The organism is Streptomyces sp. NRRL F-5755, assembly GCF_001279365.1.
Taxonomy (GTDB): Bacteria; Actinomycetota; Actinomycetes; order Streptomycetales; family Streptomycetaceae; genus Streptomyces; species Streptomyces rimosus.
The window spans coordinates 12358-35149 of the sequence record NZ_LGCW01000327.1; the positions used below are offsets into that span (position 1 = coordinate 12358).

At 72.1% G+C, this 22792-nt stretch carries 24 protein-coding genes, 1 tRNA gene and 2 pseudogenes; 13 read left to right on the top strand and 14 right to left on the bottom strand.

The window, feature by feature from the left end; genetic code table 11:
• Positions 1-143: 143 nt before the first annotated feature.
• Complete coding sequence (locus ADK86_RS39920) at positions 144-1070, bottom strand: MurR/RpiR family transcriptional regulator (RefSeq protein WP_234346345.1); 927 nt, start codon at positions 1068-1070, stop codon at positions 144-146.
• A 143-nt stretch (positions 1071-1213) separates the two neighbouring features.
• Positions 1214-2752, bottom strand: coding sequence for an aromatic amino acid ammonia-lyase (locus tag ADK86_RS39925; protein ID WP_053701054.1), 1539 nt, complete (start codon positions 2750-2752; stop codon positions 1214-1216).
• 201 nt (positions 2753-2953) lie between these two features.
• On the opposite strand from ADK86_RS39925, the gene ADK86_RS39930 reads away from it, so the two are divergent.
• On the top strand, positions 2954-4501 hold the full coding sequence (locus ADK86_RS39930; RefSeq protein ID WP_053701055.1) for an alpha/beta hydrolase: 1548 nt from the start codon (positions 2954-2956) through the stop codon (positions 4499-4501).
• Between the two features lie 32 nt (positions 4502-4533).
• On the opposite strand, the pseudogene ADK86_RS39935 reads toward ADK86_RS39930, so the two are convergent.
• Positions 4534-4677: pseudogene (locus ADK86_RS39935) on the bottom strand (trypsin); the annotation flags it as partial.
• A gap of 155 nt (positions 4678-4832) precedes the next feature.
• On the opposite strand from ADK86_RS39935, the gene ADK86_RS39940 reads away from it, so the two are divergent.
• Entirely contained in the window at positions 4833-5279 is a 447-nt protein-coding gene (locus ADK86_RS39940; RefSeq protein WP_053701057.1) for a hypothetical protein, read from the top strand.
• 21 nt (positions 5280-5300) lie between these two features.
• On the opposite strand, the gene ADK86_RS39945 is transcribed toward ADK86_RS39940, so the two are convergent.
• Positions 5301-6317, bottom strand: a complete 1017-nt coding sequence (locus tag ADK86_RS39945) for a LacI family DNA-binding transcriptional regulator (protein WP_030375348.1) — start codon at positions 6315-6317, stop codon at positions 5301-5303.
• A 202-nt stretch (positions 6318-6519) separates the two neighbouring features.
• Between ADK86_RS39945 and ADK86_RS39950 the strand changes: the two genes are divergently transcribed.
• The 4 genes from ADK86_RS39950 (at position 6520) to ADK86_RS39965 (ending at position 9972) form a co-directional block, all read left to right on the top strand.
• Complete coding sequence (locus ADK86_RS39950; protein WP_053701058.1) at positions 6520-7431, top strand: amidohydrolase family protein; 912 nt, start codon at positions 6520-6522, stop codon at positions 7429-7431.
• Positions 7431-8036 carry a cysteine dioxygenase gene (locus tag ADK86_RS39955; protein ID WP_053701059.1) on the top strand — a complete coding sequence of 202 codons (606 nt, stop codon included), beginning with the start codon at positions 7431-7433 and terminating at the stop codon, positions 8034-8036. Before ADK86_RS39950 ends, ADK86_RS39955 begins: the two co-directional genes overlap by 1 nt.
• Before the next feature lie 61 nt (positions 8037-8097).
• A complete protein-coding gene (locus ADK86_RS39960) occupies positions 8098-9540 on the top strand; it encodes a purine-cytosine permease family protein (protein WP_053701060.1) in 1443 nt (480 codons plus the stop codon).
• Positions 9541-9549: 9 nt separating this feature from the next.
• Positions 9550-9972: a hypothetical protein gene (locus ADK86_RS39965; protein WP_053701061.1), complete on the top strand. Its 423-nt coding sequence runs from the start codon at positions 9550-9552 to the stop codon at positions 9970-9972.
• 335 nt (positions 9973-10307) lie between these two features.
• Here ADK86_RS39965 and ADK86_RS39970 read toward each other — a convergent pair whose 3' ends face one another.
• Positions 10308-11699, bottom strand: coding sequence for a cystathionine beta-synthase (locus ADK86_RS39970; protein ID WP_053701062.1), 1392 nt, complete (start codon positions 11697-11699; stop codon positions 10308-10310).
• A 240-nt stretch (positions 11700-11939) separates the two neighbouring features.
• Between ADK86_RS39970 and ADK86_RS39975 the strand changes: the two genes are divergently transcribed.
• The 3 genes from ADK86_RS39975 (at position 11940) to ADK86_RS39985 (ending at position 15634) form a co-directional block, all read left to right on the top strand.
• Positions 11940-12971 carry an SGNH/GDSL hydrolase family protein gene (locus ADK86_RS39975; RefSeq protein ID WP_053701063.1) on the top strand — a complete coding sequence of 344 codons (1032 nt, stop codon included), beginning with the start codon at positions 11940-11942 and terminating at the stop codon, positions 12969-12971.
• 151 nt (positions 12972-13122) lie between these two features.
• The gene (locus ADK86_RS39980; RefSeq protein ID WP_053701064.1) at positions 13123-14343 is read left to right on the top strand and encodes an acetyl-CoA C-acetyltransferase; all 1221 of its coding nucleotides are present in this window, start codon (positions 13123-13125) and stop codon (positions 14341-14343) included.
• 379 nt (positions 14344-14722) lie between these two features.
• Positions 14723-15634: a hypothetical protein gene (locus ADK86_RS39985; protein ID WP_053701065.1), complete on the top strand. Its 912-nt coding sequence runs from the start codon at positions 14723-14725 to the stop codon at positions 15632-15634.
• A 94-nt stretch (positions 15635-15728) separates the two neighbouring features.
• Here ADK86_RS39985 and ADK86_RS39990 read toward each other — a convergent pair whose 3' ends face one another.
• Positions 15729-16043 carry a hypothetical protein gene (locus ADK86_RS39990; RefSeq protein ID WP_053701066.1) on the bottom strand — a complete coding sequence of 105 codons (315 nt, stop codon included), beginning with the start codon at positions 16041-16043 and terminating at the stop codon, positions 15729-15731.
• 98 nt (positions 16044-16141) lie between these two features.
• Between ADK86_RS39990 and ADK86_RS39995 the strand changes: the two genes are divergently transcribed.
• On the top strand, positions 16142-16369 hold the full coding sequence (locus ADK86_RS39995) for a DUF4287 domain-containing protein (RefSeq protein ID WP_003984087.1): 228 nt from the start codon (positions 16142-16144) through the stop codon (positions 16367-16369).
• A 103-nt stretch (positions 16370-16472) separates the two neighbouring features.
• Here the strand turns inward: ADK86_RS39995 and ADK86_RS40000 are convergent, their stop codons facing one another.
• A complete protein-coding gene (locus ADK86_RS40000) occupies positions 16473-17333 on the bottom strand; it encodes a Bax inhibitor-1/YccA family membrane protein (protein WP_030595062.1) in 861 nt (286 codons plus the stop codon).
• Positions 17334-17595: 262 nt separating this feature from the next.
• On the bottom strand, positions 17596-17994 hold the full coding sequence (locus ADK86_RS40005) for a rodlin (RefSeq protein ID WP_053701067.1): 399 nt from the start codon (positions 17992-17994) through the stop codon (positions 17596-17598).
• Positions 17995-18231: 237 nt separating this feature from the next.
• Between ADK86_RS40005 and ADK86_RS43620 the strand changes: the two genes are divergently transcribed.
• On the top strand, positions 18232-18381 hold the full coding sequence (locus tag ADK86_RS43620) for a hypothetical protein (RefSeq protein WP_159057974.1): 150 nt from the start codon (positions 18232-18234) through the stop codon (positions 18379-18381).
• 98 nt (positions 18382-18479) lie between these two features.
• On the opposite strand, the gene ADK86_RS40010 is transcribed toward ADK86_RS43620, so the two are convergent.
• The 5 genes from ADK86_RS40010 to ADK86_RS40030 all read right to left on the bottom strand — a co-directional run bounded on the left by ADK86_RS40010 (position 18480) and on the right by ADK86_RS40030 (position 21199).
• Entirely contained in the window at positions 18480-18881 is a 402-nt protein-coding gene (locus ADK86_RS40010) for a rodlin (protein WP_053701068.1), read from the bottom strand.
• Positions 18882-19087: 206 nt separating this feature from the next.
• Positions 19088-19396 carry a hypothetical protein gene (locus tag ADK86_RS40015; protein WP_053701069.1) on the bottom strand — a complete coding sequence of 103 codons (309 nt, stop codon included), beginning with the start codon at positions 19394-19396 and terminating at the stop codon, positions 19088-19090.
• Positions 19397-19631: 235 nt separating this feature from the next.
• Complete coding sequence (locus ADK86_RS40020) at positions 19632-19865, bottom strand: chaplin (RefSeq protein ID WP_030181264.1); 234 nt, start codon at positions 19863-19865, stop codon at positions 19632-19634.
• A gap of 280 nt (positions 19866-20145) precedes the next feature.
• Positions 20146-20547, bottom strand: coding sequence for a rodlin (locus ADK86_RS40025; RefSeq protein ID WP_053701070.1), 402 nt, complete (start codon positions 20545-20547; stop codon positions 20146-20148).
• A 361-nt stretch (positions 20548-20908) separates the two neighbouring features.
• A complete protein-coding gene (locus ADK86_RS40030) occupies positions 20909-21199 on the bottom strand; it encodes a hypothetical protein (RefSeq protein ID WP_003984094.1) in 291 nt (96 codons plus the stop codon).
• A 350-nt stretch (positions 21200-21549) separates the two neighbouring features.
• Here ADK86_RS40030 and ADK86_RS40035 point away from each other — a divergent pair, with 350 nt between their 5' ends.
• Positions 21550-22038, top strand: coding sequence for an STAS domain-containing protein (locus tag ADK86_RS40035; protein ID WP_030595080.1), 489 nt, complete (start codon positions 21550-21552; stop codon positions 22036-22038).
• A 76-nt stretch (positions 22039-22114) separates the two neighbouring features.
• Here ADK86_RS40035 and ADK86_RS40040 read toward each other — a convergent pair.
• Positions 22115-22196: transfer RNA gene (locus ADK86_RS40040), tRNA-Leu, on the bottom strand.
• 441 nt (positions 22197-22637) lie between these two features.
• Here ADK86_RS40040 and ADK86_RS40045 point away from each other — a divergent pair.
• Positions 22638-22792, top strand: a pseudogene (locus tag ADK86_RS40045) (ABC transporter ATP-binding protein); the annotation flags it as partial.

Here is a 22792-nt window from a genome sequence, read left to right on the forward strand (position 1 = left end):
CCGGCCACGGGCCCCGAGGACGGCGGCGGCTCCCCGCCGCGACGGCGGAACCCGTATACGGCGGCGGATCGTAACCAGCCCGTCTGAGAATTCCGTGAAGCCGCCGGGTCGCTTTCCGGCCGTACGGCAGGCGCCGGACGGGCTCACTCCACGAACAGCCCCCGCTCCGCCGCCTTCGCGTCGAACTCCTCCAGCCGCGCCTGCGCGTCCGGCAGGGCGTCGCACATCGCCTCCAGCAGGACGCGGCCGAGCAGCATCGGCGCGCACGCCGTGTCGAAGGCGAGGCCGGTGCCGACCGCCGCGGGCAGCAGCAGGTCCGTGTGGCGGGCGACCGGCGCGAAGGCGCTGTCGGCGACGGTGACGACGGTCAGGCCCGCCTCGTGCGCGTACTCCAGCGCGTCCACGACCTCGCGCGGGTGGCGCGGCAGCGCGAAGCACAGCAGGGTGCTCGCGCCCGCCTGCACCGCCGCGTCGATACGGTCGGTGAGCATCGAGCCGCCCTCGTCGAGCAGCCGGACGTCCGGGTGGACCTTGCGGGCGAAGTACGCGAATCCGGCGGCCTGCGCGGTCGCCGCGCGCAGCCCGAGCACCGGCAGCGGCCGGGAGGCCGCGAAGAGCCGGCCGGCCCGGACCACCGGCCCCGGATCGGCCAGCACCGCCGCGAGGTGGCGCAGATTGTCGATCTCCGCCTGCACGGCCTGCTGGTACTCGTTGTACGTGCCGGTGCCGCGCGCGCTCGTGGTGGGCGCCACCTCGCGCAGGTGCTTGCGCAGCGCCGGATAGCCGTCGAAGCCGAGCGCGACCGCGAAGCGGGTCACGGACGGCTGGCTGACCCCGGCCAGCTCGGCGAGCTCGACACTGGAGAGGAAGGGCGCGTCGGCAGCACGGCGCACCATGCAGTGCGCGATGCGCCGCTGGGTCGGGGTGAGGCGGTGCCCTTCGAAGAGTTTCTGCAGACGGGCCGCGGTGCCGGTGGCCGCGGCGGGGCCGGGCGGCGGCGTTCCCGTGTCCGGCGCGGCCCGTCCGTCCGCCGCCCGCTCGCCGCGGTCCTCGCCGCCGTCCCCGATCATCGCTGCCTCCCGGCCGTGTCCGCGGCCGTGCTCCCGGCCTTCGTGTCGTTGCTGGTCGTGCGGGGCGGCGCGCCGTGCGCCCGCCGTCCCGCCGCCCGACTGTACGTAATCGGCGCCCCCGCCCGGCGGCTTCCGGTCCCGCATCACAGCGCGGCCAGCCCGTCCAGCAGGGTTTCCGCCACCGCCACGTCCGCCGTCAGCGGCCGGTCCGCCATCCGCGCGTCCAGCGCCCCGGCGGCCAGGGCGAACGCACGGGCCGCCGGCACGCCCGGCTCGGGCTCCAGCGAGCGCATCCGCAACGCCCGTACGGCGGCGACCAGTTCACAGGCGAGCACCCGCCGGTACGCGACGCCGGCGCGCAGCGCCTGGCGGGCGGCGAGCGACGCGAAGCTGGCCTGTTCCTCGACGCCGCGGGAGAGGACCGCGTGCCCCAGGGAGGCGGGCTGCGAGGCGGCCCGCAGTTCGCCGAGGGCGGCCCCGGCCGCGTATTCGAGGATCATCACGCCGGAACTGGCCGGCGCGTGGTCGCCCAGGAACGGGCGCAGCCGGGTGAAGTCCGGCTCGGAGAGGGCGGCGAGGCGGGCCGTGGACAGCAGCGCGGTCTGGAGCACGGCGAGCCGGAAGCCGTCCAGGGCGAGGGCCGGGTGCGCGGCGTAGAAATTGCCATGGTGGTACGCCGCCTGGTCCGCCACGCTGATGAGCGGGTTCTCGGCCGCCGCGTTGACTTCCACGGCAAGGACCTCTTCGAGGGCGTCGGCGGCGTCCAGCGCGGGCCCGTGGATCTGTGGGACGCAGCGGAAGCCGTACGGGTCCTGGATGCGGCCCAGCGGCGGCGCGGGCCGGGCCGGGGCCCCGGTCAGCTCCCGCATACGGGCCGTGACGGCGGCCGTTCCGCGGTGCGGGCGGGCCTGGACGACCGGCTCGGCGAAGGGCTCGTACGAGCCGCCGACCGCCAGCAGGGAGAGCGCGGCCACCGGCAGCGCCGCATCCAGCAGGCGCCGCGTCCCGTCCAGCGCGAGCGCGGCCTGCCCGAGGGTGAGCGCGTTGCTGCTGATGAGGGCGAGCGCGTCGTTGCCGTCCAGGGCGAGCGGGGCGGGGGCCCGGCCACCGGCCCAGGGGTGTTCGCCCACGAGGGCCAGCCCGGTCTGGGCGAGCGCGGCGAGGTCGCCGGTGCCGACCGCGCCGTACTCGTTCACGACCGGGTACGCGCCGCTCCCCAGCGCCTCGACCAGCGCGGTGATCACCTCGGGCCGCAGCCCCGCACCGCCCGCCAGCAGCTGATTGGCCCGCACCGCCAGCATGGCGCGCACCTCACGGGCGGGCAGCGGATCACCGATCGCCCCGGCGTGGCTGCGCAGCAGCCGCAGTCCGTGCCCGTCGTCGGCGGCGACCACGTCCTCCGTACGATTGGCGCCGACACCGGTGCTGCGCCCGTAGACCCGGCCGGTGGCGGCGAGCCGGCGAGCGGTCTCCCAGGACTCCCGCGCGTAGGCCAGATCACCGGGGTCCAGCACCGCGGGCCGGGCCGTACGCTCCGCGAGCCCGACGATCCCGCCCACACCGAGACCGCGCCCGTCCAGCACCACCGCGGGCAGGGGCACCGCGGCGGGCGGCGGAGCGACGCTCGCGCCCCCGGACGCACGACCGCCCCACCCGCCCTGATCCAGAGCCCGGGACACCATGGCGCCGCCCTCCCTCGGAATCTATTCACCCACCCCGACTCTGCATGACGATATACAGACCGACAAGGGGCAGCCCACCCGCCAACCGGCTGATCGCCCTCCGGGCGCCATCCGGCACGGCCGGAAGGTGGGGCACACCCCACCCCCGATCTTGGTGCTGCCCCGCTGGGCGTCCGCCCTCCGTCCGGACAGGCTGTTGCCATGCGAAACACCAAGCGCCGCCGCCCCGTTGGGGCCTCCGTCATGGCCACTGCCGCCGCTCTCGCCACGGCTCTGCCGTTCCTCGCGCCGCCCGATGCCGCGGCTTCGGCATCCCCGGACCGCCCCCGGACCTCGCTCGACTGGCAGCCGTGCCCTTCGGCGGCTGCCGGGACCGCTTCCCAGCAGTGCGCGACGCTCAAAGTCCCCCTCGACTACAAGGACCCGGACGGCAGACAGATAGATCTCGCGGTCTCCCGTATTCCGGCCGAGGACCCGGCCGCGCGCCGCGGAGCACTGCTGCTGATTCCCGGCGGGCCAGGCGGTACTGGGCTGGACCGGCCCAGCACCGCGAAGCTGTCGCAACGCCTGCGCGCCGCGTACGACATCATCGGCTTCGACCCGCGCGGCGTGGGGCACAGCTCGCCCGTGAGCTGCGGACTTCCGTACGCCGACCTGTCCTTGACCACCCTGCGCTCATGGCCCGCACCCGACGGCTCCATCACCGGCAACATCGCCGCCGCCCGCCGGACGGCCGCCGCCTGCGCCCGTAACGGCGGACCCGTGCTGCGCAGCATCAGCACCGCCAACGAAGCCCGGGACATCGACCGCATCCGGCAGGCCCTGGGCGAGCGCAAGCTGTCCGGCCTGGGCGTCTCGTACGGGGCGTACGCCGGTGCGGTGTACGCCCAGCTCTTTCCGGGCCGGACGGCCAACTGGGTGCTGGACAGCAACGGCGACCCCGACCCGGCCCGGGTGGAACGCGGCTGGCTGGCGAACTCCGCCGTCGGCGCCGAGGACCGCTTCCCCGACTTCGCGGCGCGGGCCGCCGACCCGGCACGCGCCGACCGGCTCGCCGACCGCCCGGAGGAGATCCGTCCGCTGTTCCTGGACCTCGCGGCCCGCCTCGACCGCACCCCGCTGCCCTGGCCGAACGCCAACCCCGCCGAGCTGAACGGCAACGTCCTGCGCCAGCACCTGCTGATGAGCCTCTACTCCGACAGCCGGATGGACGGCCTGATATCGCTGATGCGCGCCGCCCGCGCCAAGCTGGACGATCCGAACGCCCCGGACCTGCCCGCGCAGCCGGTGCCTTCCCCGGCGGACATCGAGGCCCAGCAGCAGACCGCCGCCGCCTCGGTCGCCACCCTCTGCAACGACGTGGCCTGGCCCCGTTCACCCGAGAAGCACGCCCGTGACGTGGCCACCGACCGCGTGCGCCACCCGCTGACCGCCGGTATGCCGGTCAACATCACGCCGTGTTCCTTCTGGCCGGCACCGCCCGCCGAGCGGCCCGTGCGCATCACCTCGCACGGACCGTCGAACGTCCTGCTCGTCCAGAACCGCCGCGACCCGGCCACCCCGCTCACCGGCGCCCGCGCCATGCGCCGGGCCTTCGGCGACCGCGCCCGGATGATCACCGTCGAGGCCGGTGGCCACGGTGCCTACCACGGCGACGACCGCGCCTGCGGGGACGCACGGACCACCGCGTTCCTGCTCACCGGCGCACGCCCGGCCACCGACATCAGCTGTCCTGCCACGCGGACCTGACGTTTCGCCGGGGCCGGCCGGCGCGTTCGGTGCTACCGCCGGATGACCGAGCGGATCCAGCCGAGCTGCTGGGAGACCTCGCCGGCCTGGGCGACCGTCTCCCGGTCCGAGCCGCTGAAGACGCCGAGGAGGGTTTCGGCTCCGCTCGGGGCAATGCTCATCACCGGGCCGCCGGAAGACTCAACGGATGACATGAACAAGCCGGCCGTGCAGCCGCCCCATGACATTTGTCCCGCCCGGCCGAGGACGCTTGACGCTGCCGCGCCGCCCCGCGCCTCACCAGGATGGAGGCACCACAGAACAGCGGTACTTCACCACCAAGGGGCGGGCGATGCGGATCCTCACGAAGGCTCGGAAGAACGCGCGGCGGCTGGTCTCCGCGGAGGAGTTGGCGAAGGTGAAGCCGCTGCCGGTGTGGTTCTTCGCGTTCGAGGGGGTGCTGGGGGCCGCTTACGACCTGTGTCACGCGTGGTCCGGTGCCTGGACGGTGGTCCTGGCCTTCGCGGCGGTCAACATCGTCGTCGGGCTGACCGTGCTGCGCCGCCGGATCAAGCTGGTGAAGGCGCTGCTGAAGAACTCCCGCACGCGGGCCATCGCCTTCGGGCTGGTCGCCTTCCGGATGGGGGCGCACGCACTGCTCGGGGCGGCCGGCGCTCAGGTCGCTTCGGCGGCCGGGCATCTGCTGTTCGCCGCTGTCATGGGCGGCGCGACGGTCGCGCTGCTGTGGTTCGACCAGCGCGTCACGTTCCGCGCCCTCGGGCTGTCCGTCCCCGCGTGAGATGTCCGGAGCCGCCGCCCCTCATACCCGTACGGCCGAGCCCCGTTCGCTCAGCCGCGGCGCGCACAGCATGCGCTTGCGCCGTACCCGCCGTCCGTCGATCGCCGCGACGGCCAGCCGCGCCGCTTCCTGGGCGATGCCGGCGAGGCCCCAGTCCAGCGTCGTCAGGGGCGGGGTGAGCACCTGGGAGACGGGATGGTCGTCGAAGCCGACCACCGAGACGTCCCGGCCGACCTTCAGCGACGCCTCGGCAGCCGCCGCGTAGACCCCGTACGCGATCGAGTCGGAGAAGCAGAACACCGCCGTCGAGCGGGCCCCGTCCGCACCGCCGTCGCGCAGCACACGCCGGGCGACCGCCGTCGCCTCGCCCAGTTCCTGGGCGCACGGGAGCACTTCGGCCGCGATGCCGAGGCGTCCGGCCGCCTCCCGTACGTACACATCGGCGGGCCGGTCAGGGGTGGAGGGGCCGGTGGGCGTCAGGACCGTGATCCGGCGGTGGCCCAGTCCGGTCAGGTACTCCAGTACGGCGTCGATGCCGGCGCGGTTGTCGAAGAGCACCTCGCCCGCCGTACGGGCGCGGCGCAGCGAGTCGCCGATGGACACCACCGGCACCGCTTCGGCGATCTGCGCCCAGCCCGCCGCCGAGGGGTCGACCGGGGACACCAGCAGGCCGTCCACGCGCTGGTCACGGAGCTGTTTGGCCAGGGCCAGCTCGCGCTGCGGGTCGCCGCCCGCGTCCAGGATGAGCGCGTAGCGGTCGCCCGCGAGCAGTTCCCGCCCTATCGCCGCCATCAGCTGCTGCTGCCACAGGTCCTGGAGGTCGCCGGCCAGTACGCCGACCATGCTGGTCCGGCCGCTGGCCAGGGCGCGGGCGATCGGGTCGGCCTCGTAGCCGAGTTCGGCGGCGGCCTTGCGCACCCGTTCCTCGGTCTCCTTGGAGACGTGCGTGCCGCGCAGCGCGTAGGAGACGGCGGCGGTGGAGAGCCCGGTGGCCTCGGCCACCTCGCGGAGAGTGGTGCGCTTACGGGGCCTGGCCATGCCGGAAGCCTACCCAAGGGGCCGTCCCGTCCGGCGTGTTGGGCCGCGCGGACGCCGTGCCGTGCGCGCGGACGCCCCCGCCGTTCCCTTGACACGGATTCGGGTTAATCGCTTCACTTAATCGCGTAACTGAAGCGGTTAACTTCCCTTGTTCCGGAGCCATTTGACGGCGCCCGGCGGGGCGCCCTCCCGGAGGGAGCCCGTGACCACCGACATCCACCAGCACCTCTGGCCGCCGCGGTTCCTCGCGCTGCTGCGTGCGCGCACCTCACCGCCCCTCCTCGACGGCCGGACACTGCACCTGCCCGGCGAGCCTCCGTACGCCATCGACCCCGCCGACCACGACCCCGCCGCCCGTACGGAACGCGCCCGCGCCGACGGCCTGGACCGGGCCCTGATCTCGCTCTCCAGCCCACTCGGCATCGAATTCCTGCCGCCGGAAGAAGCCGCCCCGCTCCTCGACGCCTTCCACGACGAAGCGCTCGCCCTGCCCGCCCCGTTCGGGGCCTGGGCCTCCCCGTGCCTGTCCGTCCCCGTCCCCGACCCCGCGCCCGTCGTACGCCTGCTGCGCCGCGGCTGCGCCGGCCTCCAGCTCCCCGCCACGGCCTTGGCGGACGCCGCCGGATGGGAGCGCTGCGGGCCGCTCCTCGACGGCGTGGCCCGCCTCGGCCGGCCCCTGTTCGTCCACCCCGGAACCGCGCCACCGGTCCCGACCGGCAGCCCGCCGTGGTGGCCCGCCCTCGTCCCCTACCTCCAGCAGCTGCACGCCGCCTGGTTCGCCTTCCGCGCCTTCGGCCGCCCCCGCCACCCGCACCTGCGCGTCTGCTTCACCGCCCTCGCGGGCCTCGCCCCGCTGCACGGCGAGCGGCTGGCGGCACGCGGCGGCCGGGACCGCGGACGCGTCGACCCCGGCGTCTTCTACGAGACCTCCTCCTACGGCACGCGTGCCGTGGACACGGTCGTCCGTGCCGTCGGCATCGACGCCGTGGTCTTCGGCAGCGACCGCCCGTACGCCGTGCCGGACGTGCCCGGCCTCGGCGCCGCCGCCGTGCACGCCCTTTGCACCGCCAACCCGGCCCGCCTCCTCGGCCCGGCGAAAGGAGCCCGCCCGTAATGCCCGAATCCCGTACGCACCACCGCCCGGCCACGCCCGCCGCCCCGCCCCGCACCCCCGGCCTCTTCGCCGCCCTCCCCGCCCGCAACCTCACCAGGCGCGAACTGCGCTCCCTCGTCGAGCGGCTGGCCGACGCCCCGGACCTGTGGCGCGGCGACGTCGCCTTCTCCGACACCGAGCGGCACTACGCCTCCCTCCACCGCGACACCTACGTCGACGTCTGGCTGCTGTGCTGGACCCGGCGCAGCGACACCGGCTGGCACGACCACGACCTCTCGTCCGGCGCGGTGCGCGTGGTGCAGGGCGTGCTCACCGAGTCCAACCCGCGTATCGGCGGCGCCCATCTGGCCACCGCCGTCGCCTCCGGCGCCTCCATCTGCTTCGGCCCGGACCACATCCACCGCCTCACCGGCGCCACCGACGACACGGTCTCGCTGCACGCCTACTCGCCGCCGCTGTGGCGGCTCGGCCAGTACGCCATCACCGAGGACGGCCTGATGCGCCGCCTCTCCGTCTCGTACGCGGAGGAACTCCGGCCCCTGGAGCCCGGCGGCCACCCGGAGCCCGGCGGCCCCCGCGCCACCTTTTCCGGTCCGGGGTATTGATTTCTCCATTCAACCGCGCCGATCCTGCATCAACTCATACAGCCGGACGAGGAGGCGGCCGATGGCGGCAGTGGTGGAACGGCACTCGATCGACGTCGTACCGGACGCCGAACGCCACGGCACGCCGGTCAGCCAGTTCACCCTGTGGCTCGGCGCCAACCTCCAGATCACCGCCGTGGTCACCGGCGCGCTGGCCGTCGTCCTCGGCGCACGGGCGTTCTGGGCGGTGCTCGGGCTGCTGCTCGGCAACGTCCTCGGCGGCGCGGTCATGGCCCTGCACTCCGCGCAGGGGCCGCGGCTGGGCCTGCCGCAGATGATCTCCTCGCGGGCCCAGTTCGGGGTACGCGGCGCGGTGGTGCCGCTGGCGCTGGTGATCGTCATGTACATCGGCTTCTTCGCCAGTGGCACGGTGCTGGCCGGGCAGGCGGTCGGCGAGCTGACGCACCTGGGCGGCACCTTCGGCATCCTCGTCTTCGCCGCGGTCACCGCCGTCGCCGCGGCGGTCGGCTACCGGCTCATCCACGTGCTGGGCCGGGTCGCGAGCATCGTGTGCGCGCTGGCCTTCCTCTACCTCGGCGCGCGCCTGCTGGAGCGCGCCGACCTGGCCGCGCTGCTGCACGACCGGTCCTTCTCCTTCCCGCTGTTCCTGCTCGCCGTCTCGCTGTCCGCCTCCTGGCAGCTGGCCTTCGGCCCGTACGTCGCCGACTACTCCCGCTACCTGCCCCGCCACACCTCCACCCGCGCCACCTTCTGGTGGACGCTGTCCGGTTCGGTTCTCGGGTCGCAGTGGTCGATGACCTTCGGCGCGCTGGCCGCCGCCGCGGCGCCCACCGCCTTCACCGGCCACGAGGTCTCCTACGTCGTCTCCCTCGGCGGCGCCGGCCTGACGGCCTCCGCGCTGTACTTCGTCATCGCCCTCGGCAAGCTGACCATCAACGTCCTGAACACCTACGGCGGCTTCATGTCGCTGGTCACCGGCGTCAGCGGCTTCCGGGGCCGCGCCACCCTGTCGCCGCGCGGCCGCACCGCGTACGTCACCGGCATCATGCTCGCGGGCACCGCCGTCGCCCTCCTCGGCAAGGACTCCTTCCTCGCCTCGTTCAAGGACTTCCTGCTGTTCCTGCTGACCTTCTTCACGCCCTGGTCGGCGATCAACCTCGTCGACTACTACCTGATCTCCAAGGAGCGCTACGACATCCCGGCGCTCAGCGACCCGGCCGGCCGCTACGGCGCCTGGAACGGCGGGGCGCTGGCGGTGTACGGCGCCGGCGTGCTGGCCCAGCTCCCGTTCCTCGCCACGCACTTCTACACCGGCCCGCTGGTGGCCCCGCTCGGCGGCGCCGATGTCTCCTGGCTCGTCGGGCTGGCCGTACCCGCCGTCCTGTACTGGGCGGTCGCCCGCCGCGACACCGGCCGGGTGCCGCCCGCCGCGGTGGCGGGTGCGGAGTCCACCCCCGCGAATACGGGGGACAGCCCTACCGCGCGGCCCGCTCCCCGCCCGTAATCTCGCAGCATGGCTACCCATGACCCCGAGCTGAGGAAAGAACTCGACGCGACCCTGCAGACACGCAAGGAGCTGGGGCCGGAGTACGAGTCCGAGCTGGTCGAGTCCTTCCTGGAGAAGCTCGACACGACGGTCGACCAGCGGGTGCGCCGGCAGTTCGCCGAGCAGCAGATGCAGGTCGCGCGCGGTGCGCAGCCGCCCAGGCCGCGCGCGGCGCCCGGCGGTGGCAGCGGCTATGCGGAGCGCTTCGGCTTCGCGACGGTCTCGCTGGTCCTCGCGGTCCCGCTGTCCGCGATAGGCGCTGTGAACGCGGGCCTGACCGGGCTGATGGTCAGCTGGGCCGGCATCGTCGGTGTCAACGCGGTGCACGCGTCCGGCTTCTTCAAGCGCTCCCGCCAGGACGGCAAACAGGACGGGGACGGCTGGGAGTAGGCGGGAAGCCGGTCCTCGTACGGGCGCGGTGGTGGCGCGGGGACCGCCGCACCCCGGCCGGTGGCCGAGGGCGGGACGACGGCGGTCCCCGCGGGGACGCGGGCCGGGTCAGGGCCGGCCGTGCGCGTCCGGGCGATCTTCGGAAGGTCCGGGAGCCGCTCCGGAAGTCCGTATCGCCACCGTCACCAATGTGCCCGGTCAGTGTTAAGCCCGTGCTGCGGGCACGTGACGCATACGTACACCTTGCGGCGGCCGAACGTTTCCTGACGGTCGCTTGACGCCGGCTGTCCTCGGCGCGGAGCGACCCCGCGGACGGGCCCCGCCGCGTACGGGGCCTAGCCCTGCTTCGCCTCCCGCGCCAGGAACGCCAGCAGGTCCTGCCGGCTGACCACGCCCTTCGGCTTGCCCTCGACGAGCACGATCGCCGCGTCCGCCTTCCCCAGGACCGCCATCAGGTCACCGACCGGCTCGCCCGAGCCGACCTGCGGCAGCGGCGGGCACATGTGCTTCTCCAGCGGGTCGGCGAGCGACGCGCGCTGCGCGAACAGCGCGTCCAGCAGTTCCCGCTCCACGACCGAGCCGACGACCTCCGCGGCCATCACGTCCGGGTGCCCGGCGCCCGGCTTGACGATCGGCATCTGCGAGACGCCGTACTCCCGCAGCACGTCGATGGCCTCACCGACGGTCTCCTCCGGGTGCATGTGGACCAGCGACGGCAGCGCGCCCTCCTTGTACCGCAGTACGTCGCCGACCCGGGCCGCGGGACCCGCGTCCTCCAGGAAGCCGTAGTCCGCCATCCACTCGTCGTTGAAGATCTTGCTGAGGTAGCCGCGGCCGCTGTCCGGCAGCAGGACGACGACCACGTCGTCCGGGCCGAGCTTCTCGGCGACCTCCAGGCCCGCCACGACCGCCATGCCGCAGGAGCCGCCGACCAGCAGGCCCTCCTCCTTGGCCAGCCGCCGGGTCATCTGGAAGGCGTCCTTGTCGGAGACCGCCACGATCTCGTCCGCGACCGTACGGTCGTAGGCGCTCGGCCAGAAGTCCTCACCGACGCCCTCGATCAGGTACGGGCGGCCCGAGCCGCCGCTGTAGACCGAGCCCTCCGGGTCGGCGCCGACGACCTTGACCCGGCCTTCGCTGGCCTCCTTCAGGTACCGGCCGGTGCCGCTGATGGTGCCGCCGGTGCCGACGCCCGCGACGAAGTGAGTGATTTTCCCCTCGGTCTGTTCCCACAGCTCGGGACCGGTCGTCTCGTAGTGCGAACGCGGGTTGTTCGGGTTGCTGTACTGGTCCGGCTTCCAGGCGCCCGGGGTCTCACGGACCAGCCGGTCCGAGACGTTGTAGTAGGAGTCCGGGTGCTCGGGGTCCACGGCGGTCGGGCAGACCACGACCTCGGCGCCGTACGCGCGCAGCACGTTGATCTTGTCGGTGGACACCTTGTCCGGGCAGACGAAGATGCACTTGTAGCCCTTCTGCTGGGCCACGATCGCCAGGCCCACCCCGGTGTTCCCCGAGGTCGGCTCCACAATGGTGCCGCCCGGCTTCAGCTCGCCGGACTGCTCGGCGGCCTCGATCATCCGCACCGCGATCCGGTCCTTCACGGACCCGCCCGGGTTGAAGTACTCCACCTTCACCAGGACGGTCGCCCGGATTCCTCGGGTGACGTTGTTGAGCTTCACCAGCGGGGTGTCGCCGACGAGCTCGATCATGGATTCGTAAAACTGCACGGTGGTCTCCGCTGTCGGGGGCGCGCTGTCCTGCGCCCATCCGACCAGCCTATTGCCCGCTCCCGGGACGGCGCCGTGCGTTGCGCGGGCCGCCCGACGGGGCACCACCTTGTTGTACCGCTTCTTGTTCCGGCCGCTACGAACATCCTGTACGGGCCGCGCGTCCGGCTCCGGGCCGGCTCCACCCATCCACAGTCACCACACGTTCCGAACGCACTGCACGGGGAGGTGCCCGGCCTTATGCCGATGACGATGTCCAGGGCGAGGGTGGCACGGCGGATCGCCGCCGCCGCCGCGGTGGGCGGCGGCGGGATCGGTCTGCTCGGCGTGGCCGGTGTCGGCCTGCTGCTGACCGAGGTCCGCCTCGCCCGCCGTACGGTCGGCGGCTCCAGCGCCGTCCCGCCCAGCGCCGACGGCCGCTACGGATCCGCCTTCGCCCACCGCACCGACCGGCCGCCGCTGCGGCTGGGCTTCCTCGGCGACTCCACGGCAGCGGGCCAGGGCGTGCACCGCCCCCGCCAGACGCCGGGCGCCCTGCTCGCCTCCGGCCTCGCCGCCGTCGCGGAGCTGCCGGTCGACCTGCGCAACGTGGCGCTGCCCGGCGCCCAGTCCGACGACCTCGACCGGCAGGTCACGCTCGTCCTGGAGGGGCCGGAGCCCGCTCCCGACGTCGCCGTCATCATGATCGGCGCCAATGACGTCACCCACCGCATGCCGCCCGCCCGCTCCGTGCGGCTGCTGTCCGACGCGGTGCGGCGGCTGCGCGAGGCCGGCTGCGCCGTGGTCGTCGGCACCTGCCCCGACCTGGGCACCATCGAGCCGGTCTACCAGCCGCTGCGCTGGGTCGCGCGCCGCCTGTCCCGGCAGCTCGCCGCCGCGCAGACCATCGGCGTGGTGGCGCACGGCGCCCGTACGGTCTCCCTCGGCGACCTGCTGGGCCCGGAGTTCGAGGCCCACCCGCGCGAACTGTTCGGCCCCGACAACTACCACCCCTCCGCCGAGGGCTACGCCACCGCCGCGATGGCCGTGCTGCCCACGCTCTGCGCCGCGCTCGGCCTGTGGCCCGAGGAGGAGCGCCCGGAGGCGCACCGCCGCGAGGGCATCCTGCCGGTCGCCGAGGCCGCCGCCCAGGCCGCCGACGAGGGCGGTACGGAAGTCACCCCGACCCGCACGCCGTGGGCCCTGCTCAAGCACCGGCGCCGGCGCCAGATCCCGCCGCCGGAGCCCACGGAGGCGGCGGACGCGACGGGCCGTGCCCGGCAGGGCGACTGATCCTGGCCGCCGGAGCGCGGGCCCCCATCCCGATAAGCACCCGCTTAGAAAAGAGTCCCGTTTCACAGCGCCGACTGCGTGACCTCCGCCTTACGGACGGGTAACTTCCCCCACAGTCCTGCCCGTCCGCCCGTCTTCCCCAGGAGCCGTCATGCCCGAAGCCGTGATCGTGTCCGCCGCCCGTTCCCCGATCGGCCGCGCCTTCAAGGGCTCTCTGAAGGACGTGCGCCCGGACGACCTGACCGCCGGGATCATCAAGGCGGCGCTCGCCAAGGTCCCCGAGCTGGACCCGAAGGACATCGACGACCTGATGCTCGGCTGCGGTCTGCCGGGCGGCGAGCAGGGCCACAACCTGGGCCGCATCGTCGCCGTGCAGATGGGCATGGACCACCTGCCCGGCTGCACGGTCACCCGCTACTGCTCCTCCTCCCTCCAGACGACCCGGATGGCGCTGCACGCCATCAAGGCCGGCGAGGGCGATGTGTTCATCTCGGCCGGTGTCGAGACCGTCTCGCGCTCCGTGAAGGGCACCTCGGACGGGCTGCCCGAGACCCACAACCCGCTGTTCGCCGACGCGGAGGCGCGCACCGCCGCCCGCGCCGAGCAGGAGGGCGCCGGCTGGCACGACCCGCGCGAGGACGGCCTGCTGCCCGACCCGTACATCGCGATGGGGCAGACCGCCGAGAACCTGGCCCGCGCCAAGGGCATCACCCGCCAGGACATGGACGAGTTCGGCGTACGGTCCCAGAACCTCGCCGAGCAGGCGATCAAGGACGGCTTCTGGGAGCGCGAGATCACACCGGTGACCACCCCGGACGGCACGGTGGTCAGCAAGGACGACGGCCCGCGCGCGGGCGTCACCCTCGAAGGCGTCCAGGGCCTCAAGCCGGTCTTCCGCCCCGACGGCCTGGTGACGGCCGGCAACTGCTGCCCGCTCAACGACGGCGCCGCCGCCCTCGTCATCATGTCCGACACCAAGGCCCGCGAGCTGGGCCTGACCCCGCTCGCCCGGATCGTCTCCACCGGCGTCAGCGGCCTGTCGCCGGAGATCATGGGGCTCGGCCCGGTCGAGGCGTCCAAGCAGGCCCTCGAGCGCGCGGGCCTGGGCATCTCCGACATCGACCTGGTGGAGATCAACGAGGCGTTCGCCGCCCAGGTGATCCCCTCGTACCGGGACCTCGGCATCGACCTGGACCGGCTGAACGTCAACGGCGGCGCGATCGCCGTCGGCCACCCCTTCGGCATGACCGGCGCCCGCATCACCACCACGCTGATCAACTCCCTCCGGTGGCACGACAAGCAGTTCGGCCTGGAGACGATGTGCGTGGGCGGCGGCCAGGGCATGGCGATGGTCATCGAGCGCCTGAGCTGACCCCGCGAGACCGTCGGCGTACGGGGCGGATGCCCGTACGCCGACGGGCGCCGGCCCCGGTGCGCGGCGCCCGTCCCGCCCCGTACGCCGCACCCGCCACCCGGACACGCCTCCCCCGCACCCTGCGTCCCAACTGACGCACGCAGAGCGACCGTCGGTGACCTGGCTCACCAGGTGACGAGATCGCGATCAAATCTCCCCATGGATTGTGACCAAACCCCCCAAGGCGCGGTGTCCCCGCAGGTCAGCGCGGTGTCACTCGAACGCACCAGGTCCAAATCCCCGTTCTGCTCAGGCCCTCCGCCACTGGGACCGGTCGCCGACGACCGGCAGCCTGATGTAGGAAGTCGGGGGACATTCTGCTAATGGGAGTACGTCAGTGAGCGCCATCACTCTTGCCCTGCTGCTGGCCGCGGCCGTCGCCGTGGCCCTGGGAGCGGCTGCCCTGCACACCGCCCACGCGCTGCGCCGCCAGGTCGCCGGGCTGCGCGCCGAACTGCTCGCCGCGCACGCCGAGACCCGTGCCGAGGCCCGGGCGCAGGCCGCCGCCGCGAGCATCCCCGCCGCCCGCCCCGCCCCGGCCGCCGAGCACGCGCTTGCCGACATACGGGCCGCCGTCGCCGACGCGCTCGCCGAGGAGCGGGAGCGCGAACTGGCCGAGGCCCGCGCCTTCTGGGCCGCCCAGGAGGCCCGGGACGCCGCCGACGCCCCGTCCCTGCTGGGCCCGCTGGACGGCGGCACCGACCACCTCGACCCGCACGAGCGGCTGGACGACCCGTTCTTCCTGCCCCGGCAGGCGGACCTGGCCGGTCTGGAGCCGCTGCTCGGCCCCGACGCGCTGCACGCCGCGGACGTCCCGGGCGCCCTGGAACCGGTGGACGCGCTGGAGAGCGAGACGGTCGAGGAGGCCGAGTCCGCCGAGCTGGCCGCCGCGCGCCGGCGCCACCCCTCGCACCCGGACTTCACCCCGTCCCCCGCCATCGGCGACCACGAGCGCACCGTCAACCGCCTGGAGGAGCTGGCCCGCGACCGCACCCCGCTCGCGGACGTCCGCCCCGGCCCGCTGGGCACCCTCGACGTGTACGTCTTCGCCGACGGCACCACGATCTGCATGACGCCCGGCCACCGGGAGACCGCCGAGCGCGTCGCCACGGCCCTGAGCGAGGGCAGCGTCCCGGTCCTGCTGGGCGGCTCCGGTGTCTCCGGCGCCTTCGCCCTGACCTTCTCCTGGGGCCCCGCCACCACCGACAGCGTCTACATCCTCGCGGACCGCGTCATCGCGTCCCTCTGAGAGCCGTCACGCGCCCGCGGGGCCCTCGCGTCCCGACGGGAATCCTTCGTGTCCCGCCGGATATCCGGCCGGAAGCGGCCGTTCCCCGGGCGCCTCAGCAGCGCACCGCGGCCTCCCGCACCAGTTCCACCGCCGACGTGAGCGCCCGCTCGTCGCCCGCGGCGCGCACCGCCTCCACCAAGTCGTGTCCGGCCACCGCCACTTGGTCGCCGACCGCGAACATGCCCGCGTCCGGGAGCTCGTACGGTTCCCGCCGGGGGCTTTCCAGGCGCTGCGCCCGGTTCGCCAACTCGCGGGCGAGGGCCAGCGCTTCGGCCGCCGCACCGCGCGCCAGAGTGCTCTGCGGCAGCGCCCGCAGGCGGTCGGCGAGGGCGTCCACAGCGGTCTGCAAAGGCGTCACGTCAAGCACAGCCCGAGCTTATGCGCCACTCCCGGGTGGTTGCCAACACCCGAACGGTCAGGCACGGTGGGCTGAAGGACCAGCATCGAACGCGTCCGGAGGCGCCGATGTCTCAACTCTTCTCCGAAGAGACCCACCGGAACCTGCTCTCCCGTATCCCCCACTGCACCGGTCGCGAAGTCTCCGACTGGCTTCGCACGGTAGACGAAGGCCCCGCTCTCTTCCGCTTCGAGGAGAAGGTCAGCTGGCTCCGGGGCGAGCACAACCTCGCCTACGGGCACGCCAAGGCGATCGTCCACGAATACGACCTCAGGCGCGCAGCGCGCAAGCTGTAGCCGTGCCCGCCCGGAACGCCGAAGGGCCCGCGGGGAGTTCCCCGCGGGCCCTTCGTCAGGTCCGTGCGCCGGCCGCCGGGCACGGAAGCCCGGCGGCGCCGCGTCAGTCCCGCAGGATCGAGATCAGCCGCAGCAGCTCGGTGTAGATCCACACCAGGGTCACCGTCAGGCCGAACGCGGCCAGCCAGGACTCCTCGCGCGGAGCGCCGTACGCGATGCCGTCCTCGACCTGCTTGAAGTCCAGGGCCAGGCACAGCGCGCCGAGCACCACGCCGACGACGCCGAACAGGATGCCCAGGCCGCCGCTGCGGAAGCCGAGGCCGTCACCGCCGCCGAAGACCATGAACAGCATGTTGACCATCGACAACAGCACGAAGCCGAGCATCGCGATGAGCAGATAGCGCGTGAAGCGCGCGGTGACCCGCACGATGCGGGTCTTGTAGGCGACGAGCATGGCGACGAAGACCGCCATGGTGCCCATCACCGCCTGCATCGGCGCGCCGCTGAGCTTCGGGATGTCGTTGATCGCGCCGCTGAGCGCTCCGAGGAAAATGCCCTCGAAGGCCGCGTACGTCAGGATCAGGGCCGGCGACGGCTTGCGCTTGAAGGACTGGACGAAGCCCAGCACCATCGCGATCAGACCGGCGCCGACGGCGAAGCCGAGGCTCTTGGTCAGGAAGATCCAGCCGACGGCCGCACCCGCGATGACCGTGCCGAGCGTCATGCCGGTGCGCAGCACGACGTCGTCCATGGTCATCCGGCCGGTCTGCGGCGCGTAGGACGGCGCCTGGGTGGCCTGTGCGGCGTCCTGGGCGTAGGGGTTGCCGGGCTGGGCGTACGGGTTCGTTCCGGCGTAGGGGTTCGCTGCGGGGCCCCCGGCCTGCGGCGGCGCGTCGAAGCCGGCGTAGCCGTTGTTGTCGCGGCTGAACCCCCGTCGCGAGAAGACCGGGTTGCTGCTCCTCATCTCACTCCTCCATGGCCGCCGTGCGCGGCCTTCCCACAAGGGTAATGGCTTGGCAAAAGCGCGTTCTAGTTCTTCAGCAGGATCTTCACCCCTACCGCCGGTGGTCAATCCTGCCCGGGAACGATGCGCGCCGGTGGATCTTTCGCCTGTAGGACGTACGGGAGGCCGGGAAGGTGCCCGGACGCCGTCGAGGGACCGTACGCGGGCGGCGTGCGGTCCCTCAACGGATTTCGGCGGCCGGGTGGCCGGCCGCCGGTGACGGTCACTCGTTGTTGGTGCCGTTCTGGGAGAGCAGCGGCAGCTTGTCGATGAGGTGCGACAGGTGCTGGTCCTGCTGGCTCTCGGTCGAGTTCTCGACACACTGCTGGTTCTGGTCCGAGGACAGGATGTCCTGCACACCGATGTTGATCAGCGCCACGATGTTCTGCACGTTCTGGATCGGGATACCGATGCAGAGCTTGTTCAGCGAGTTGCCGATGAGCGTGGCGCTCGGGCTCATGTCGCCCTCGGTGCGGTTGTTGCCGAACGACTGGGCCGAGTGGTTGCCGTTGGCCGTCCCCGTGTCACGGCCGTCGCCCACCGCCATGGCCTGCGGAGCAGCCGCCGCGGAGATACCGACCAGAGACGCGGCAACCGCCACGCCCGCCATCATCTTGTTCATCTCGAAACCCCTTCAGGAAATGAACTCCCATGACGAAGGGAGCCCTGTAAGCAACAACCCGCCACGGCCGGGAAAGTTGCGCATCATCACCCGAACAGATCGACATTCCAGTTCCCGGGCCGGTGTCCCACTCTTCCGTGTGGCTTTCGGCGGCACCGGGCGGGGACGATTCCCCGGCCCGCCGGACAGCGAAAGGACAAAGATTTCCGTATGGCAGCCCGGAGGGACGCGACACGCGTGCAGAAGGAAATCGTCGACGCGGTGCGCCGCGGCGACGACGCCGGCGTCGACACCCTGCTCGGCCGCTTTGCCCGGGTCGCCGATTTCGAGGCCCTGATGAGTCTGCGCCGTGCGTTGCTGGAGAAGCCGGACGACGAGACCGGCTGATCGCGGTGCGGCCACCGGCGGCGGCACAGGAAAAGGGCCCGCGCTGCCGGCCGGCGGCATTGCGGGCCCTCGCACCGTTCACGCGGCGACGGTGTCCGTCACTCGTTGTTGGTGCCGTTGACGGAGAGGACCGGGAGCTTGTCGATGAGGTGCGACAGCGGACCGTCGCCCTGGACCTGGGACGAGTTCTCGACACACGTCTGGGTCTGGTCCGAGGACAGGATGTCCTGTAGACCGATATTGACCAGGGCCACCAGGTTCTGCACGTCCTGGACCGGCAGCGCGATACAGGGCTTGTTGAACGAACCCTGGATGAGCGCGAACTGCGGGCTCATGTTCCCCATCGTGGACATGTTGCCGTACACCTGGGCCGCACCGTTGCCGTTATAGGTGCCGATTTTGCGGGCGTCGCCGACCGCCGATGCCTCTGGGGCGGCGGCGGCCGCGATACCTACGACAGAAGCAGCCGTGGCTACTGTTGCCAGCGCCTTCTTGATCATGTGTGATCCTTCGCGTTTCGGGATGCTCTTTACCCGGGGCAGTGTGAACAACTCGGTGCGCCGAGCTTGGTTTTGCTCCATCACTCAAATGATGTGGTGCACAACTGAGGGGAACAGCTGTGCCGCCGACCGGCACAGCGGCCGTCTTTTACGGACCGTGACGCCCCGGGAATTCGGCCGCGACCGGCAGCAGATCGAGGGACGGGCTACCGCCCGGACGCCTTGGCCACCTCGACGCCCTTGAGCCCCGGCGTCTTCTGGGCGACATCCCCGACGGCGCGCACCAGCTTCCGCGTGGCGGGGGAATCCTGGAGGTCGCTGGAAGTCTCCTCGACCGTCCTGACCACCGGGTCGAGCTGCCGGCCGTCGAGCTGCTTGTTCTTCAGAGCTTCCGCAATCCCACCGTTGATGCTGAAACTCGGCCCCTTGGGCGGGGTCCCGGCGAAAACAGGGGACGCCGCTCCCAGGGCCATGGCGGAACCGGCCAAAAACGCGGCAGTCTTCGCGTACTTCACTTTCCGCTGTCCTTTCCTGAGCGGTGCTTTCGGCGATCGCAGCCCAATGTGCCGCGCGACCTTTCCGGCATTGCCCGGACCACCGCCCTTCTGGTTTTCAACGATTTCGGCCCGAAAGAGAAACCCAACCGTTTCGCCGCTTCCCGGCCCCCTCGAACGCGACCGGCCCCGGCACGCTTGGCTGGCGCGCCGGGGCCTTTCGCTCCATCCTCTGCTACCCGTCCGACGCGATACGTCAGTCGTTGACGCAGGTGTTGCCGAACGCCGGGTTCAGCAGCCCGATGATGTCGATCGAGTTCCCGCAGAGGTTGATCGGGATGTGGATCGGAACCTGCAGGACGTTGCCGGAGAGAACGCCGGGGGAGTTCTGCGCGGCGCCCGAGGTACCCGCGTCGGCGAACGCCGGGGTGGCGGCCCCGACCGCCATGAGCGTTCCAGCAGCGACTGCGGCAACCTTCGCGTACTTCACTTTCAGCCCTTTCCGCAGCGGAGTCTGAAACGGTCACGTCCTTCGTGCCGCACGGGCGTCCTCAGGATTGCCCGTAACACCGCCACCAATATTCGTAACGATTCGTCCGCGCTGACGAAACTCCCGAGAAGTCGATTTTCACGAGGAATCGCCCAGATGGTTCAGCGCGGGCCAGGATAGAAGACCAGAGATCGGAACTGCGCGCTTTTCGTCAAGCGCAAAGGCCCGAGTCGATCAGGAGGAGAGAACCGACGTCCCGGGCCTTTTACGACAGTCCGGCTCAGCTGTTGTTGACGCCGTTCTCGGACAGCAGCGGAAGCTTGTCGATGATGTGCGACAGCGCCTGGTCGCCCTGCGACTCGGTCGAGTTCTCGACACACTGCTGGTTCTGGTCGGAGGACAGGATGTCCTGGATGCCGATGTTGATCAGGGCCACGATGTTCTGCACGTTCTGGATCGGGATGCCGAGGCAGGGCTTGTTGAGCGTGCCCTGGATCAGGCTCAGCTGCGGGGACATGTCGCCCTCGGTTTCGGAGTTGCCAAACGCCTGCCCCGCGCCGTTGCCGTTGGCGGTCGATGTGCCGCGTCCGTCGCCGACCGCCATGGCCTGCGGAGCCGCCATGGCCGAGACACCGACGATGGACGCAGCTACGGCCGTGGTGGCCAGGAACTTCTTGATCACGATTCACCCTTCTCGAAGCGGAGTGTCCGTTTCCGGAGCGTCCTGGACAACTCGCGTCCGCAAGTTCAGTTTCGCCGGTTCACCCGAATGCCACGAAACCGTAGACACATATCACCGCACTGCCGCGCGACCGGCCGGAGCGCCGGGCATGCGAAAGTCCGGGCACCGGTCGCGGGTGCCCGTCCTCGTGTAAATGAACGAAACCGCCACCGCGGCACCCGCCGCGCCATTTCCCGGACCGGCTGTCATAATTCGGCCGCACACAGAGCACCGCACAGAGAAAGGCCCCGCGCGCCGCGGGGCCTTTCGAGGTCTCAGCGGACCGGCGGCACGCGGTGCCGCCCGTCCCGCCGGGGCCGGTTCACTGCTCGACGTTGCCGATCGCCAGGCCGACCTTGGTGACGTTCTTCTTGTACTTGAACTTGTACGTGTCGTTGTCGTTGTACGTGTACGCCTTGTTGTCGTTGTACTCGTTGTGCTCCTTGTGCACGCGGTCACAGTGGAACTTGCCGTACTTGGCAGCGCAGTTGCTGCCCGAGGTGTGGCGCGGCGCGTCGTCCCAGGACGCTGCGGAGGCCATGCCCGAGAGCGGAACGATGGCAAGGGCTGCGATGGCGACCGAGCCGGCGGTACGACCGATGAACTTGCGCATGCTTTCTCTCCTCGTGCGCAGAAATGTGACACGGGATGTCTACCGCGGCCGCATCCGATCGAACACGCACTGCCATGTGATATATCTGTTCGGGTCCGAAGTGCGACCATTTGCAGCACCAGCGTTTCCCCCGTGGAAATGCTTGCGCTATCCAGGGCCGCGCGCATTCTCGGGGTGCGCCGAATGCGGCCCCGCCCGGCGCCCGGACCGGCGCCGACGGCGGCCGGGCGGCACGCGCGCCGTACCGGGGACCCGGCGCCGCGGGCCGGGACGGCCCGCCCGGCACACTGGGCGGTAGCGGGGATGCGCCCCGGGAGTCCGGCCCGTCCGGGCGCACACGTGGAGGAGCGATGTCCCAAGGCAAGCGGCGCTTGACGATCACCACGGTCGTCGACGCCCAGGAGTGCGCGGTGCTCCGGGTGGCCGGGGAACTGGACGTGCACGCCGAGCGGCAGTTCCTGGACGAGTCCGGGGCGGTGATCGCGGCCGGGCACCGGTTCCTGGTGCTGGACCTGACCGCGCTGCGGTTCTGCGACTCCCGCGGCCTGAACTGCCTGCTCGCCCTGGAGTGGCTGTGCCGGCGGATGAACGGGCGGCTGCTGCTCGCCTCCCTGGGCGTCCGCGTCCTGCACGTCCTCCTGGTCACCCGGGCCGTGGAGGCGTTGGCCTGCTTCCCCACCGTCGGCCACGCGCTGGCCGCCGTACCGGCCGAGGTCCGCCCGGCCTGGCCGCCCGGCGGCGGGCCCGCGGACGGGGACGGCCGGGACACCGGTGACGACGATGACGTCAAGGCCGGTGACGGGGACGCGCACCGGTCGTACGATCGGGAGCAGCCGTAGCGCGACGGCCGGGGCGGGAGCCGGCCGGGACCGCGCGCCGGGCGGGCCGGTCCGCGGCACCGGCGGCCATGTGCTGTGCCCGGAGCCGGACTTGAACCGGCACGGCCCGAAGGCCAGCGAGGTTTAAGCTCGCCGTGTCTGCATTCCACCATCCGGGCCTGGGATCCCCCATGCCACCTCAAAGGGGGCAGCACGAGCCTAGCCCGCAGTACCGTCTGAACAGGGGGCCGTCTTCCCGAGGTTGTCTTATTTTATTGGCAACTGAGGGGTCATCAGCGGTTGGTACGGGCCTTCGGCACATGCCTGCGGCCCACCCTCGCCGTTCCGGCGCCTGTTCCCGGCCGGGTCCGGATTGACGGAAACTCGATGCCGTGCGCGCGCCCCCGCGAGCGCCCTCCCCGCGCCCTTCGCCTCAGGGTCGCCGTCATACCCAGGGATGACCGAAGGGCCGTTCGGATACCCCGCAGGGCTCCCCCAGGACCGGCTCACGGGCTGACGTTGCCGTACCGGGGCCTCCCCCACGATGGAAAGGGCCGCGTTCCACCGGCCCCGACGGCCCCGACGTTCGACAGGAGTCCCCTCCCGTGACCAGCCCCCGCACCGGCGTTCCCACCGCCACCCGCACCACGGTGGCCGCACGCGCCACGGATCTCACCAAGGTCTACGGACAGGGCGAGACCCAGGTGGTCGCGCTGGACCAGGTGTCGGTCGAGTTCCGCCAGGCGGAGTTCACCGCGATCATGGGCCCGTCCGG